The organism is Dysgonomonas termitidis (assembly GCF_054657735.1).
In genome coordinates this window covers 3,443,787-3,458,202 of the sequence record NZ_BAAHYD010000002.1, presented here as the reverse complement: position 1 = coordinate 3,458,202, position 14,416 = coordinate 3,443,787, and the positions used below count along the sequence as shown (strand labels likewise).

The following is a 14,416-nucleotide window of genomic DNA, read 5'->3' as shown; positions in this document are numbered from 1 at the left end:
ATAAAATAAAAAAAATGAATGATTTTATAGAAAAAGTGCATAAACAAATAATAGATTCTATGCCTCAATTAGCACCTAATACGGGTCTATTTACTGTAGATATTATTGTGAATAACGTGATCGAGGGAATGTTATATCGGTTCAAGCCAAATCACGAAATAAGAATGTCGCATATTGTGATACTAACAATTTCTTCTGATGTAGAAATCAGTGAAGCGATGGAGAATATTATATATTCGCTAATTGATAATATTGGAATAAACAGTGATAAGTTAGTTATTATCCACAGTGAAGGAAATTCAAAACCGGAGAATGACGTTCAGACTTTTTTTTCGGACAATGCAGACATATTCCATCCCGATTATATCCGTTTTTCCTGTTCAAAGGATACGATGAGAACTTCAATAGACGGAGAAAAATACCTCCGTCTCGACAATATGTTGAAAAGATTTTATTCGGATACAATATGTTTTGTCGGACCAATAGTAGGTAAACAATCTGTGAATATCGAAGTCTATAGAGATATTTGCTCTAAATGTGGAAAAGAAATAAACATTGTCAGCGGTATTGTATTTCCAAGAATACAATTACCATCATGGGATAACTCTTTCTGGCAATATTATAATACGTTAATACCCATTTACCAACTACCGACAGAATATGTCCGACAGGTTAAACAAGAAGTAATTAAATTAAGAAAGTCAAATGATAAAATTACCCCTCTGTTATTTTATCAGAATGTTGAGTTAGAAGAGAACGGGTGGACTGTTATGTGTCCTTATTGTAATAATGTAATAGATCAATACTCACCGGAAGATGATAGAATGCAATACCTTTTCGATAAAATCAATCGGGAAAATGGAAACTTAGAGTATTACTCCATTTTAATAGATGCGGATCAGGATTTAATAAATCTACTGAATGAAAGCTTTGAATCAAATAGTCCTCATGTTTGTTATGCCGGATGGGTTGAATTAAAAACTACACAGTCATGAGCCCAGAATTATTAAACACTTATGTCGATTGGCTTTTTAAAGCATTGGGTATTTTTATTCTAATTTGTCTGGGTATGTCTTTTCTGTTTATTTTTTTTGATTGGGTGAAAAAAACGTTGGCAAAAAAGAAAAATCGTAAACAACATCAAGTTATAATTTTTTTTAATCCTATTTAGTCATTTGACTAAACTACATTTATAAATATCAAAATTATGGAGAAAGAACAATTCAGGACTTTAAATCAGTTTAAAGCATTATTGAGGTTTAGCGGTTCATTTAATATTATCGCTGCGGGTTTATTTATATTTCCGATTCTCTTCGAACATTACCTTCAGTTCTGGAATACGCTGAACTCCTTATGTGGATTTGAAAATGCACTAATCACAATTCCTACCGATCCGTTCCACGCACTATTCATCAATACGGCAGGCATTGATCTGGTTCTGATAGGAGCTATTATACTCTACGTATCGAGAGATCCACTTCGCAATAAGGGGATTATTATAATGAATGCTATGGGACGGACATTATTTACAATACTTACCATTTATTACCACATAACGGCTGATTTACTTTTCCTCTTCGTAATAATAGGCATTGTAGATTTGTGTATATCGTTGGGATTTATTTATTTTCTAAGGAAAGTAAAGATATAATACAGAATTTTTTATATTTGTTTATCAAAATGCTTTTATGTTTCTGTCAATAAAAAAGTTGATAGACACGTATAGGATACATAAAATATTATAGAAATGTGATATGTGCAATACGTTTGTTGTACGCACAAGGAGTCATATAAGGAATAATAATCTAATATAAAGCCTTATGGAAAGAGTTAACAAGAAAATACAGATGCCTCTTATTTCTTCAGATTTACATAGCAGATGGCCCGGACACTTTAGCTTTCTTGACGATTGTACAGATGTTGAGATATTTTATGAATTTAAAGTATGTTTTTTTCCGGAATTAAACTTGTTTATGCCTCCCAGCTCCGATGAAGGGCATATCATCCTAAAATACACAGTGGATTCAAAAGTGAATGAGATTGATAAGATCTATCTGCCTTTCTTCTTTGAATGCGACTATATCGATTTTATAAAAAAGAGAGTCATCCTTAGTCTTAAGGAACAATACTTCTTTAATTTCATTCATATTCCGGTAATCAAAAGAATGCAACAATTCTTTGAGGAATATAAAAAGAAGGGGGACGAAAATATGGAAGCTATTTTAACAGCAATAGATGAAAAAGAAAAGTAACTTTTAGCTTATACCCCTATGAAAGTGAAAGACTTCTTCAGCCAATTATGAAAAAGAGGTTGTTTCCTAGAATAATAAATTACAAATAAATATGCCCGTTACTCTTTTTGAGTAACGGGCATAATAACAGAATTGCTATATTTCACAAGTTTTAGTTTAAAGAGAAAAGGAATAATTTATGACGCTGATTTCATTATTATTTATAGGGATTGCTTCTGCCAGATTTTTTATCATTCAATCTTCTTGCCAGATTTCCCATATCTTCGCTAACTTTCTTGTCTAATATTTTGGCATAAATTTGTGTTGTTTTTATGCTTCTATGTCCCAACATTTTGGAAACGCTCTCTAGTGGAACTCCATTGGCCAATGCAATAGTCGTAGCGAATGTGTGGCGGGCTACATGAGTAATTCCCTCTAAAAGCAAGCAATCCCAAGACAGAGTAAATGACACGCAATCGGTTTATAATAAGCAAGTTTGATTGATTTTTCCGTCTTGCAGAAAATGCAGAACCGGACATAAAATCGCAGTATTTCAGTTACCAAACCGTTAGCCGGTTGTTACCGGAAAACGGACAGGTAACAGGGTACGGACAAAAGAAATCAAATCGGTGTCTTTTGCGCTGTTTGACAGTCTTTTGCATAACAAAGAACGCTTGTACAATGGCTAATTTTGCCACTAAAAATATAAGCGTATGAAAGTAGAAAAATTCAAGGTGTTGCTCTACCTCAAAAAGAGCGGTTTGGATAAATCGGGCAAGGCTCCGGTTATGGGACGCATCACTGTAAACCGGTCAATGGCGCAGTTCGGTACGAAACTGTCCTGCACCCCCGGCTTGTGGAATCCCCGCGAAAGCAGGCTGGACGGCAAGAGCCGTGAGGCGGTCGAAGTGAATGCCAAGATTGAGAAACTTTTGCTGGCGGTGCATTCGGCATTCGACAGCCTCGTGGAACGCAAAAAGCCGTTTGATGCAGAGGCAGTAAAGGTCTTCTATCAGGGAAGCATGGACGCACAAATGACCCTGCTTTCCCTTCTCGACCGGTACATGGAAGGGTTGAAAGCCCGTGTCGGGATAGACTGCGCTCCAACCACGTTAAGCACTTATGTGTACACGCATCGTTCGCTCGGCAAGTTCATTAAAAAGAAGTTCAAGACAAAAGATGTCGCATTCGGGCAGCTGAACGAACAATTCATCCGGGAATACCAGGATTTTGTTTTGGGCGAACAGGGTTATGCGATGGATACCGTCCGCCATTATCTTGCTATTTTAAAGAAAATCTGCAAGATTGCTTTCAAGGAGGGCATTTCCGAGCGGTTTCACTTTGCCCATTACAAGCTGCCCAAACAGAAAGAAACCACCCCGAAAGCATTAAGCCGGGAGAGTTTCGAGAAAATACGGGATTTGGATATTCCCCGAAACCGCCCTTCAACCCGTTTCACGAGGGATTTGTTCCTTTTCGCCTGTTACACGGGTACAGCTTACGCAGATGTAGTCCGCATTACCAAAGAAAACCTGTTTACGGATGAAGAAGGCAGCCTTTGGCTCAAATATGCAAGGAAGAAAACGGACTACCGGGCGCGTATCAAATTATTGCCCGAAGCTATCGCCCTAATCGAAAAATACAGGGATGAAAATCGGGATACCCTGTTCCCGATGCAATCCGCAGACATGGTAAAAGCCAACATGAAAGGGTTGCGGATTATGGCGGATATAAAAGAGCCAATGACCTATCATTCAGGGAGGCACAGCTTTGCAAGCCTTATTACGCTCGAAGAGGGCGTGCCGATAGAAACTATCAGCCGTATGCTCGGACACAGCAATATCCAAACCACTCAAATCTATGCCCGTGTAACTCCGAAGAAACTTTTCGATGATATGGACAGGTTCATCGAGGCCACTCAAGATTTGAAATTAGTTCTTTAAACAATTAACAATTAAACATTATACAGCAATGCGAAGTACATTCAAATTATTATTCTACATTAACCGGAGTAAAGTAAAGACCGATGGCACGACAGCCGTCATGTGCCGGATCAGCATCGACGGCAAAAGTTCCACGCTCGCAACAGGTATCTATTGCCGGCCCGATGCCTGGAATGCCCAAAAAGGCATCATCAAGTCCGAAAGGGATAACAATCAGCTTACTGCTTTCCGCCGACGTTTGGAACAGACCTATGAGCATATCCTGAAAGAACAGGGAGTAGTCAGCAGCGAGCTACTCAAAAATACGGTTGCCGGGGTAAATTCCATTCCGACTTGTCTGCTCAAAGCGGGCGAAGTGGAGATAGAACGCCTGCGGATTCGCTCAACAGAGATAAACTCGACCACTACCTACCGGCAGTCCAAACTCTCACAACTGAACTTGCAGGAGTTCCTTCGTTCAAGAGGAATGGAGGATATTTCTTTTACGGATATTACCGGAGAGTTCGGCGAATCGTTCAAAACCTATATGAAAACAGTACATGAGCGGAAACCGGGGTATATCAACAAGTGCATCACCTGGCTCAACCGCCTTATCTACATTGCCATTGATCAAGAGGTATTGAGAAGCAATCCGCTTGAAGACGTAAGATACGAGAAGAAAGAACCGGCCAGGCACCGCTACATAAGCAAAAACGATTTAAAGCGGATAATGGAAACTCCAATGCCTGAACCACGGATGGAACTGGTTCGCAGGGCTTTCATCTTTTCATCGCTGACCGGTCTGGCTTACGTGGACATGCACCGCCTTTACCCGCACCATATTGGAAAAACGGCGGAGGGCAGGCTCTATATCCGCAAGCAACGGGTAAAGACAAACGTGGAAGCATTCATTCCCCTGCACCCGATAGCAGGGCAGATACTTTCACTCTATAACACTATCGACGGCAGCAAGCCTGTATTTCCGCTGCCTGTCCGGGATATGATTTGGTACGATATAAATCAAATCGGTATTACTATGAAATTGAAAGAGAATCTTTCGTATCATCAAAGCAGGCACTCGTTCGGAACCCTGTTGATTTCGGCGGGTGTTTCGATAGAGAGCATTGCCAAAATGATGGGGCATGCGAACATTTCCACCACACAGGGTTACGCCCGGATAACAGACACAAAAATATCCGCAGATATGGATAAACTGCTGATACGCAGGAATACGAACAGTCAATCAATAGCAATATAAATATAAAAAAGTAAAACAATGAAAAGGGAATTGAAAATCGGCGACAGCCAAATAATAACCATAGAAAACGGAATCATATCCGTACCGCAATCCGGTGAAGTGATGATGACATCATTTGAAATTGCCGCCTTGTTCGGTGTTTATGTCAGGACAATTAACGACCATGTAAAAGCGATCCTGAAATCAGGAGTAATCCGGACGGATATTTCCTGTCCGGCGACCGTAACGGGAAATAGCGTAATACCCGCTGTTTATGGGTTGGATATGATAACCGCCCTTGCTTTCAGGGTTCATTCACCGGAAGCAGAACTGTTCAGGGAGCGGGTAATCCGAAGAATAACGGCCAACCCGTTACCGGCAAAACTCATCATGCAATTATCAAACAGGGCTTTGTACAATTAAAAAAGCAGCCGTAAGAATATCCCTCAAAGGAAACCTTACGGCTGTTTTATTTAATGGAGAATCGCTTACTTAAACGCCTTATGCAGATTCCTGTCGAGCATTGCCTGAATGTCGCTCTCGCGGAAAAGTATCTTGTTGCCTATTTGGAGATAGGGTATCCGTCCGCTATACCGCCACTCCTGCAACGTGCGGCGGCTGACTTTCAACTGCCGGGTAACTTCCTTGTCGGTCAGGAAGCGTTCGCCGTCCAACGGCGGGCGGTAGCTTCCGGCCATTTTTTCCAATCCTGCCAGCATCCGGTCAAGCGCTTTGAAAAACGATTTCAGGCGTTCATTGTCCCTTGTTATCAGGTTATCTTCCATAAGGCGCCTCCTTTCGTCCGAGTTTCGGGCGCTTTTCTTCGATTAACCGGAGCGCCGCCTGCACGTCTTCGGGTCTGTAATACATTTTGTGGTTCACCTGCGAATAAGGCAGGGTTCCGTTATCGCGGTAAGTCTGCAATGTGCGCGGACTTATGTTCAGGATGATACACACATCCTGGTTGTCCAGCCATTGCTTCAACGCTTTATCCTGATGCCGTTCGCACAGGACTTCCACCTTTCGGGCAAATGCCTCGAAGCGGGACATCATCGCCTCGTATGTGCGGGCTTCTACCATTACTATTTCCATTGTTCATTTTTTATCGGTTTATTTCACGGGGGAGCAAAGATAAACCGATTATTTCAGCTTGCTGTCAAGTAAATAAACTGTGGAAGCATCAGGCAGCGAGTGTCACAGGAAGGAGCCAAAAAGCCTCCGAAAAGAGGCTGGTATGCTAATTTAAAGAAGAAGGTTCTTGAAGCAGTTTGAACTCAAAATCCATAATCAAACTTTCTGCCGCACTTATTTCATTATCGGGCTGCGGTATCAATTTATATTTTTCCACAAACCAGTCTAAATAGGAAATATCCATATCCACATATGCGGTCGTATGCATTGGTTCAAGCAGGGGCATCCCAATTCTTATCCCGTCCGGCCAATCTTCATGGTTTTTCATATAGACGAAATAATTGGTATGGCAACCGGAACTTATGTTGCAAAATATCTCATCCATTGGGAAATTTGGAATCTCATAACTTCCATCCTCGCCCGGCTTATCGTATTCTACAAGGAGCTTGCCCACCTTACAAGCGTCTGCAAACAGTTCACATAACAGTTGGGTTGAAAAATCAAACAGGGGATAAAATCGTTCCATAAAATATATCCTTAATTAACGGAGCCAAAATTAACGATTAAACGCCACTATTTCTACAAACGTGGAGTTTATTTTTCGTTTTTTCCTGCCCGTATCTTTCTATAATTTCTTCCCCGTTTAGCTTCAATGCCATCGAAGCCTAATGAGTATTCGATTTCAGGCGCAAAGGTATTTCCGTGTTCTTCACGCCGCCGCAAGGTCGAGCCTGCGGGTTTGTCGAAAAATCTTCCTCTTTCCCTTCTTTTATCTATCCGGGCGAGCGTATTTATTCGCCAAAACCTTGCGTCGGCTGAACACTACCCTTTTTAAGCCCCTGAAACTCGAATACTCCTCACCGGCTCCGATACGGCATAGCGTTAAAAAAAAGGTCAGAAATTATGATACGGGCAGAAAAAAATATGAAACATCGAACCTCCTACCTTCCAATTAGCATAGGTTGGGTTTTGAAAATAGCCTTTGCAGCAGCGGGTTTTGCTCTGTGGGGCTGGGCTTTCGTAGCGGTGATAGCAGGGCTTTACATTGGGTTCAAGTTCCTTAAAGGGCTGCTTTCCTGCTTTCTATCGCTTCTTATTATTGCGGTGGTAATCACGCTTTCAGTAGTAATAATCATTCTTTTAATCATTTAAAAACATACAGAAATATGAAAACGAAAATCATTCAGATTTTTACGGCTTTGGCGGAATTGGAAGCCAAAGGATGCCACGCTGTCTTTTTTGAGTACGGTAACGGCTTGTTCCGGGTACGGATTTTTAAGGGCGAAGCAATCAATGAAAAGATTGTGTGCCAAAGGGTAATCAACTCAACCCGTGAACCTGCCGGATTGGACGAATTGCTCAACTTCATTGAAAACCTGAAAAACCACATTACGGCAACCGTTTTCCAATGCTACAAAAGGGATTTTGTAAAAGGCGAAAAGGCAGGCAAATGGGAAAAGACAAAATCCGCCTTTGAGTTTGGCGACAACGTCACTTCTGAAATGCTCATAGACGGTTCGGGATATTATATCACCGACCCCGACAGCAACTTGCAGTATTTTGTCGATATGAAACAGGCAGGCGAAACGGAAAAATAGTATGAATCGGGGGTGGGAACATCCTGCCCCCACAATACCCAAAAAAATGGAAATTATACAAATAGCAACGGTAAACAAATGGTGGAACACATTGGCAATGGACGTTAAATCGCTTATAACGGGCATTTACGATGAAGACGAAGCGGATGTATTTTGGAAATACTTGTTTGTGAGCGACAAGCAAAACATTTACCAATGGCAACAAGCCGAAGCAGGAAACATTGGCCTGTCCGAAGGCGATAAGCACAGCCTTTTCATGGAAATCGTGTGCGAATTGGCAGACATCGCCCTTGAAAGCGAATACGGCATATCCCGTGAGGAAATGATTGACGAAAACGGCTCGTTTTACGAAAAATATCAGGACAGGTTTAACGACCTGTACGATGAGATAGAAGAACGGTTATCAAACATTAATTTTTAGTTGTCATGGAATACAATCAATTATCCAATACGGAAAAGATAGCCTGTGTACGGGAAATGAATTTTTTTCGTACCGAACGCCACGATGCAGCCGTGTACCTGAATGCACTGCGCACGGATAACCGCGCCATTATTGAGGAATACGAAAGTTTCGGCGACCGTCCGTACCAGTTCTTTTTGAACAAACGCACATACGATGCGGGGTTGCAGTTCGGCTTTACCGGCAAGCGTTTTAATAAATACGGATGGCTTGAAAACGCCGATTTTACAGCAAAAGAACAGATAGAGTTCACCCCCAAAGACCGCCCCGTAGCCTCCAACCACCTGACCATCGGGCAGGGAGCGAACGGCAAATGGAGCTATGGCGCAAGCTACTCCACAGGCGCAGCAGGTTGCGGATACGGTCTGGGCGTTTGGGGCAAAGTATTCGACACCCGTAAAGAGTGCCTGAAAGCGGCTTTGCAGGAAATCATGGACGGACACCGCAGGTATGAAAAAGACCTGAAAGGCGATACCTGCGGTAACTTCAACGCCAGATTATCCCGTGAAATTGTCCGTCAGGTGAAAGACATGTTCGATGAACTCACGGGCAGGAAGGCAGTACAGTTATCATTTTTCTAAACATTAACATTAATACAATAAGCATTATGAAAACAGCAGAAGTAAACGACAGTATTATAGGTAAGCGTTGCAAGAGCATTTTTACAGGCTTGATGGTAACGGGCGTTATCGAAGAAATAAGGTTGGATGAACATACAGCCAACGTAAAAGTCCGTTTTGATGAACCGCACAATTGGGGCGGAGAATGGTATAAATGCGACTGGTCGTTCGCCCGGTTGCATGATGAGTTCGGCTCGTTACACCACCTCGAAATCATCGACAACGGGTATAGAACCGTCAAAGTCAGTTTTTCACAGGGTATCAAGGAAATAAACCGCATGTTTACGGACAGTTACAAGCACTGGGAATGTGTCAATCTGAAAGAGCGGATAGATAATTACGAATCGTCCCGTTTTACTCAAACCGGCGAACGGTGCGCCATTATTACCTCCGAATACAATATGGAGCATATACGGGAGTGGCTCATGAAGAATACACCCGTAGCAAGTATTGAAACAATCATCTAAAACATCAAATATCATGCAATCAAACAATTCAATCAATGCAAACGGCTGTTCCGTTTGCGAAGCAGGCAAGGAGAAGTACACCAAATGCGTTCTGGGGGCGTTTCGTGGAACGATTTATTACCAGTACGATTATCGCTCAAAAGATGGCGAGTTATTTACCACCTTGCAGGAAACACTGGAACTATGCAGGGCAAAACGGGATAAATGGATGCAGGAAAAGAACCGCAAGCGGCTTTTTCCCAGCACCCTGCAAAAAATGCAGGACGGCAAACGGCTGACCAAAAGTGAAATGGCGTACCAAATCGGCCATGTGGAATCCTGCCACACCGTAGCGGTCAGTTGGGACTTTTTCAGGAGGGAAGAAATCGTAACGACATTCAACCGGATTTTCGGAACGGAAATAAAATAGTATGTAATAGTATGAACAGGGGGACGGAAAGTTACCGCCCCCCGTAATAAAAAAATAAAATGAAGAAATTAGTAAGGGAAATCACAGCGTACAGGTATGGCGAACTGGAAGAATACGCACGGGAAAAGGCACGGGAAAATTACCTTGCCGAAGAACATCTGCCCGAATTTTTCTCGGACGACCTGACCGCCGAATTACAGGAACAGTACGGATTAAACCACCTGAAAACTTACTATTCGCTTTCGTACTGTCAGGGCGACGGCCTGTGCCTGTACGGACGGATAAACCATTCCGAACTTTTCGGCAACGGCAAGTTTAAAAAGGTAGCCTTCGAGGGTATCCATTACAGGCAAATACAATCCGTATATGACGTGTTGCAGGGCATTGACTTTGAACACTGCAACCGTTATTTCAACGCTAAAACCGTCTGCATTGACAGCCATTTTTACGATGATGCAACCGACAGGCAGGTGGAAATAATCGAGCGGATTGCCGCTAACGTTCAATCGTGGTACTTTTCATTTTGCAGGGAATGGGAAAAACGGGGATATGACTATTTCTATAAAATATCCGATGAGGAAATGAGAGAAATATGCGAAATAAACGATTATTTCTTTGCAAAGGGAGGGCAATCCATTAACATGGACGAATACAGTGAGTCAGCAGTATAATTTTCACAGGGCGGGGAAATCCCGCCCGTTACTTTTTCCATGAGCGACCTATAAAAATGCGGGAGAAAAAGGAACAAAAAGCCAACATGACAGCGGATTTTCCTTCGAGTTTTAAGCCTGATCCGCTGGCATTTCCTATCTTTACAGCCTGAAAATATCAAATATATGGCCGTAAAAATAGAGAAATGGGCTGCCGCCCAAAAGAAGCATAAACTGTCCGACAAACACGTCCAAATGGCGCGGGAATTGGGCTTAAACCCCGACAAGCTGGGTAAGATAGATAACCACAAGCAGGAAACATGGAAAACGCCCCTGCCGCAGTTCATTGAAGATATTTACTACAAACGCTTCAAGCGGGAAGAACCCCTTGCCGTTCGGTCGCTGAAAGACATCGCAGCGGACGACAAAGCCCGCAAGGAGAAAAAGAAAAAGGAGAAAGCAAAGAAACGGGCAGCCGGAGCGCAAGAGGGCAATACCCCTGAATAAAACAGAAAAATCCGATGAGATAACCATCGAATTTTTCCATGATGCAAACAATGTATCCGGCCTTCAACATTTTCAGCAAACAGCAACACCATTCTACCGGATTCAGGAAGCGGTTGCCTTTCCTGATTTCATAGTGCAGGTGGTAGCCCGTCGTTAGCCCGCTGTTTCCCACACAGGCAATGTGTTTACCTATCCTTACCGAATCGCCCGTATTGACCAACGTTTTGCTTAGGTGTGCATAAAACGAGCGGAAACCGCCTGCATGTTGAATCTCTATAAAAAATCCATACCCCGAATCGTAGCCTTTGCGGACGACGACCCCGCTGCCTGTGGCATACACGGGAGCGCCCCTTACTTCGGCAAAATCAATTCCCGTATGGAATTTTTGCGTTTTATAAATGGGATGTTTACGTTTTCCAAACCCCGATGAAATATGCGGTTCTTTAACCGGAAAAATGACGGGATAGCGGGATAATTCGTAAACCGACATTTGCAATGAGCCTGCAATCCGCTGAAACTCTTTTACGGAATAAATCTTTCCCATACATTTTTCTATTTCTGATTTTCGGTTTGGCTGCCCATATACGGACAAGTGCAGCAAAGCGGCGAAGAACAATATGATGTATTTCATAACTGTATCTTATCGGTTATTAAAAGCGCCCGAATTGCTCCGGGCGCTTGCTTACCTGATTTTTACATTTATTCTTCTTCCGCCCCTTCATTCTGAAACGAAAAGGTTTTTTGAATGACCTGCCCCGCATCGTCCTCAATATACACGTCTATCGTTTGCTGGTCGGTGCATCGGGAAGTGTAGTACAGCCGGAACACTTCTTTTGTCAGAGGGAACAGGTCGTTAGACGTCAATACCCTGCCATCGTCCATGCGCAATTCCCCCGTTCCGTCCGTTTGAAAGAAACGAATGTAGTACCGCGCCTCCTTATAGTCGCCTTCCCTGATTAATTTACAGCGGATTTCCACCGTTTCGCCCTGCACAATCTTTTTAGGAACCGGCATAGTTTCCAAACCAAACAAGTAGCGTTGATGAATATCAAGACCGTCGCTACAGGCTAAGGCCAGCAGCATCATAGCCGCCAGCCACGCTGTTATTCCGAAAAAACTTTTTATCTTTCTCATTGTGATTATTTTTTGTTGATGAACTGATTTTATAAATACAAAAATTTCCCTTTCAGGGTATTGCCGGAGAGTATCCGGGCGTTCTCCGTTCCGTATGCGATAAGCATGGAGCCATTTCTCGGCTGTAAGCCCTGCGTACCGTCCGGCCTGAAGAACCGCACCCTGTCATACAGGAACTTGATTGCCGTAGCGTGCCGGAGTACAATGTCGTGAAACCATTTGGCTTCCACTTTGGCGAAGACCAAGGCGATACCGTTATTGTGTCCGGTCATTTTTGTAAGGAACTGCTGTACCAGCGGATTCGAGTAAGGCGGATTAAGCCATACCCTGCCGTGCCAGTCTTTTTCCAAACCGTTTTCTTCGGCGGTATAGAAATGCTTTGCCGAACGGTTCTGCCGGTAGGCTTCCGGTGAAGAAGCAGGGTCTAAGTCAAATTCGCCCAACGATTGTATAATCTCCGCAGGCGTGTACCACTCGTCGCTCGTTTTCATACCTAATCAACCATAAAGCGTAAACCGATGCCGAACTGCGTATGGAAATGTCCCGTAGAGTTGCCCCACAATACCCGCTCGCGCCCTGTCAGGAGCAATACAACCCGGTCAGTCAGGTAAGTTTCGATTTCGAGGGTAATCGCCCCGCCATAGATAAAAGCGTCCTTATCCCTGGGCGTGGAGCCGTCAAACAGCAGCTTTTCGCCCCAGTTCGATGTTTCATACCCCGCCAGAGCCGAACCGCCCAGCGACAGGAAAAACGTTTTGGAGCCGTCAGCGAGGATATTGAGGAAATACCCACCTTCTCCCGTGAATTGCGCCACAGGGATGCGGCTGTCCTTATAGGGATAGTACCTCCCAAGATACTCCGCACCGAACACCCATTTGTTGCCATGTCCGGCGTAGGTCGCTATCGAAGCTCCGAAGTAATAGCCCGTTTCATTTTGATTTGCAGACGAATAAATACCGTCCACCATGCCGCCCGTTACCTGTATGCCCCGCATACCCGGTAAACAACGCTGCGCGTATGCCCCGCCCGGAAGGGCGAAGCATAACACCAACGTGAGAATAATTGTTATCCGCTTCATGGTTATTTCACTTTGAGTTCGTTAATAACTTTCGCCCTTACCAAATCGGCATTATCGACGGTAAACCGCTGATGCCGCCCACCGTTCTGTTCGTTCAGTTCCACGACCAGCATCTTATCATCGGGAATCGTGAATTTCGGCATCGCGAACACCATGCGTTCGATGTGCTGGCCGTTAATCAGCATCAGGTTGTTGTAGGCGCGGAGCGGCCACATCACCTGTTCCTGAATAGCGGTACGCTTCGCCACCTGCTTATCCACGATTTTGAAGGTGATAAAATCGACGTTGAACGGTACGTTGGACGAGTTTTTCAACTGGAGGTGAAAATACAGCAGTCCGTTGTGGGTATAAATTCCCTTTAGCGTGTGCTGGATTCCGAAGCGTTTGCAGCCGATATGCTTTATTTCGCGGTCATTGTTTTTGTAGATGGACTGCATAATCAGGCGCACCAGCAGCGGCGATTCCTGCCCCAATTCCTGCATATAGACTTGCAGGGCATTGTTCGGGCGGTTTACCGCCTCGCCGTCGTGCAAAAAATCGCTCATCTCGACGGATAGCTTTACAGGTTCGTCCGCATACTTCACATTGAAGGCATAATACGCTCCGTCTTCGGTTATCACCGCCAGATTGCTTTCCCGTGAGAAGTCGCGCAGGGCGGCTTTTACCCGCAAGACGTTTTCCGTACCGTCCGCTTTGGCTGCCATGAGGTCAGCGCTCCCCAAGTCCACATACCGGATGGCAGACGGGAAAATGACATGCACCGTCTTGTTAAACGTTACCTCCAAAGCATACGGCGGAATCATCCGGTTGAAGGTCAGCGGGCGCGTATAGCCCTGATAATAATCCCCTGTGGAGGGCGATGTTACTGCGGCGAGTGTATCGGTAGCCGCCTGTTGCCTGTTTTCCTGCGCATTGGCAGTCATTGCGCTTACCGCGAAGGCAAGCAGAATCAAAAGATGTTTCATTGCTTTT

Annotated in this window: 21 protein-coding genes and 2 pseudogenes; 14 read left to right on the top strand and 9 right to left on the bottom strand. The window is 43.9% G+C overall.

Annotated features, from left to right (window positions below):
- Nucleotides 1–14 precede the first annotated feature (14 nt).
- The 3 genes from ACYQ3L_RS18595 (at nt 15) to ACYQ3L_RS18585 (ending at nt 2,252) form a co-directional block, all read left to right on the top strand.
- On the top strand, nt 15–995 hold the full coding sequence (locus tag ACYQ3L_RS18595) for a hypothetical protein (protein WP_379994373.1): 981 nt from the start codon (nt 15–17) through the stop codon (nt 993–995).
- Nucleotides 996–1,207: 212 nt separating this feature from the next.
- Entirely contained in the window at nt 1,208–1,651 is a 444-nt protein-coding gene (locus ACYQ3L_RS18590; protein ID WP_379994372.1) for a hypothetical protein, read from the top strand.
- Nucleotides 1,652–1,820: 169 nt separating this feature from the next.
- On the top strand, nt 1,821–2,252 hold the full coding sequence (locus tag ACYQ3L_RS18585) for a hypothetical protein (protein ID WP_379994371.1): 432 nt from the start codon (nt 1,821–1,823) through the stop codon (nt 2,250–2,252).
- Nucleotides 2,253–2,448: 196 nt separating this feature from the next.
- On the opposite strand, the gene ACYQ3L_RS18580 is transcribed toward ACYQ3L_RS18585, so the two are convergent.
- Nucleotides 2,449–2,703: a tyrosine-type recombinase/integrase gene (locus ACYQ3L_RS18580; RefSeq protein WP_379994370.1), complete on the bottom strand. Its 255-nt coding sequence runs from the start codon at nt 2,701–2,703 to the stop codon at nt 2,449–2,451.
- A 241-nt stretch (nt 2,704–2,944) separates the two neighbouring features.
- Between ACYQ3L_RS18580 and ACYQ3L_RS18575 the strand changes: the two genes are divergently transcribed.
- From ACYQ3L_RS18575 to ACYQ3L_RS18565, 3 genes are read left to right on the top strand one after another with little or no spacing between them, the layout of a single operon-like run.
- Nucleotides 2,945–4,174: a site-specific integrase gene (locus ACYQ3L_RS18575; RefSeq protein ID WP_379994369.1), complete on the top strand. Its 1,230-nt coding sequence runs from the start codon at nt 2,945–2,947 to the stop codon at nt 4,172–4,174.
- 28 nt (nt 4,175–4,202) lie between these two features.
- The gene (locus tag ACYQ3L_RS18570) at nt 4,203–5,411 is read left to right on the top strand and encodes a site-specific integrase (RefSeq protein WP_379994368.1); all 1,209 of its coding nucleotides are present in this window, start codon (nt 4,203–4,205) and stop codon (nt 5,409–5,411) included.
- Between the two features lie 18 nt (nt 5,412–5,429).
- Nucleotides 5,430–5,813 (top strand): virulence RhuM family protein, encoded by a 384-nt coding sequence (locus tag ACYQ3L_RS18565; RefSeq protein ID WP_379994367.1) that lies wholly within the window; start codon nt 5,430–5,432, stop codon nt 5,811–5,813.
- A gap of 65 nt (nt 5,814–5,878) precedes the next feature.
- Here the strand turns inward: ACYQ3L_RS18565 and ACYQ3L_RS18560 are convergent, their stop codons facing one another.
- The 3 genes from ACYQ3L_RS18560 to ACYQ3L_RS18550 all read right to left on the bottom strand — a co-directional run bounded on the left by ACYQ3L_RS18560 (nt 5,879) and on the right by ACYQ3L_RS18550 (nt 7,047).
- Nucleotides 5,879–6,175, bottom strand: a complete 297-nt coding sequence (locus ACYQ3L_RS18560; RefSeq protein WP_379994366.1) for a helix-turn-helix domain-containing protein — start codon at nt 6,173–6,175, stop codon at nt 5,879–5,881.
- Nucleotides 6,165–6,482, bottom strand: a complete 318-nt coding sequence (locus ACYQ3L_RS18555; RefSeq protein WP_379994365.1) for a helix-turn-helix domain-containing protein — start codon at nt 6,480–6,482, stop codon at nt 6,165–6,167. The genes ACYQ3L_RS18560 and ACYQ3L_RS18555 overlap by 11 nt, the downstream gene beginning before the upstream one ends.
- Before the next feature lie 145 nt (nt 6,483–6,627).
- Complete coding sequence (locus ACYQ3L_RS18550) at nt 6,628–7,047, bottom strand: hypothetical protein (RefSeq protein WP_379994363.1); 420 nt, start codon at nt 7,045–7,047, stop codon at nt 6,628–6,630.
- A 377-nt stretch (nt 7,048–7,424) separates the two neighbouring features.
- Between ACYQ3L_RS18550 and ACYQ3L_RS18545 the strand changes: the two genes are divergently transcribed.
- The 8 genes and pseudogenes from ACYQ3L_RS18545 (at nt 7,425) to ACYQ3L_RS18510 (ending at nt 11,232) form a co-directional block, all read left to right on the top strand.
- Entirely contained in the window at nt 7,425–7,673 is a 249-nt protein-coding gene (locus tag ACYQ3L_RS18545; protein WP_379994362.1) for a hypothetical protein, read from the top strand.
- A gap of 14 nt (nt 7,674–7,687) precedes the next feature.
- Nucleotides 7,688–8,119, top strand: a complete 432-nt coding sequence (locus ACYQ3L_RS18540; RefSeq protein WP_379994361.1) for a hypothetical protein — start codon at nt 7,688–7,690, stop codon at nt 8,117–8,119.
- 46 nt (nt 8,120–8,165) lie between these two features.
- Nucleotides 8,166–8,540, top strand: coding sequence for a hypothetical protein (locus ACYQ3L_RS18535; RefSeq protein ID WP_379994360.1), 375 nt, complete (start codon nt 8,166–8,168; stop codon nt 8,538–8,540).
- Between the two features lie 5 nt (nt 8,541–8,545).
- Entirely contained in the window at nt 8,546–9,160 is a 615-nt protein-coding gene (locus tag ACYQ3L_RS18530; RefSeq protein ID WP_379994359.1) for a hypothetical protein, read from the top strand.
- Between the two features lie 26 nt (nt 9,161–9,186).
- Entirely contained in the window at nt 9,187–9,666 is a 480-nt protein-coding gene (locus ACYQ3L_RS18525) for a DUF7258 domain-containing protein (protein WP_379994358.1), read from the top strand.
- 13 nt (nt 9,667–9,679) lie between these two features.
- Nucleotides 9,680–9,889: pseudogene (locus ACYQ3L_RS18520) on the top strand (DUF3873 family protein); the annotation flags it as partial.
- A gap of 245 nt (nt 9,890–10,134) precedes the next feature.
- Complete coding sequence (locus ACYQ3L_RS18515) at nt 10,135–10,746, top strand: hypothetical protein (RefSeq protein WP_379994357.1); 612 nt, start codon at nt 10,135–10,137, stop codon at nt 10,744–10,746.
- 165 nt (nt 10,747–10,911) lie between these two features.
- On the top strand, nt 10,912–11,232 hold the full coding sequence (locus ACYQ3L_RS18510; RefSeq protein WP_379994356.1) for a hypothetical protein: 321 nt from the start codon (nt 10,912–10,914) through the stop codon (nt 11,230–11,232).
- A 109-nt stretch (nt 11,233–11,341) separates the two neighbouring features.
- Here ACYQ3L_RS18510 and ACYQ3L_RS18505 read toward each other — a convergent pair.
- The 5 genes and pseudogenes from ACYQ3L_RS18505 to traN all read right to left on the bottom strand — a co-directional run.
- Nucleotides 11,342–11,722, bottom strand: a pseudogene (locus ACYQ3L_RS18505) (M23 family metallopeptidase); the annotation flags it as partial.
- Nucleotides 11,723–11,931: 209 nt separating this feature from the next.
- Nucleotides 11,932–12,366: a DUF3872 domain-containing protein gene (locus tag ACYQ3L_RS18500; RefSeq protein WP_379994355.1), complete on the bottom strand. Its 435-nt coding sequence runs from the start codon at nt 12,364–12,366 to the stop codon at nt 11,932–11,934.
- 29 nt (nt 12,367–12,395) lie between these two features.
- Nucleotides 12,396–12,857, bottom strand: a complete 462-nt coding sequence (locus ACYQ3L_RS18495; RefSeq protein WP_379994354.1) for a DNA N-6-adenine-methyltransferase — start codon at nt 12,855–12,857, stop codon at nt 12,396–12,398.
- 2 nt (nt 12,858–12,859) lie between these two features.
- On the bottom strand, nt 12,860–13,444 hold the full coding sequence (locus ACYQ3L_RS18490) for a conjugal transfer protein TraO (protein WP_379994353.1): 585 nt from the start codon (nt 13,442–13,444) through the stop codon (nt 12,860–12,862).
- A gap of 2 nt (nt 13,445–13,446) precedes the next feature.
- Nucleotides 13,447–14,409 carry a conjugative transposon protein TraN gene (gene traN, locus ACYQ3L_RS18485; protein WP_379994352.1) on the bottom strand — a complete coding sequence of 321 codons (963 nt, stop codon included), beginning with the start codon at nt 14,407–14,409 and terminating at the stop codon, nt 13,447–13,449.
- Nucleotides 14,410–14,416: the final 7 nt, after the last annotated feature.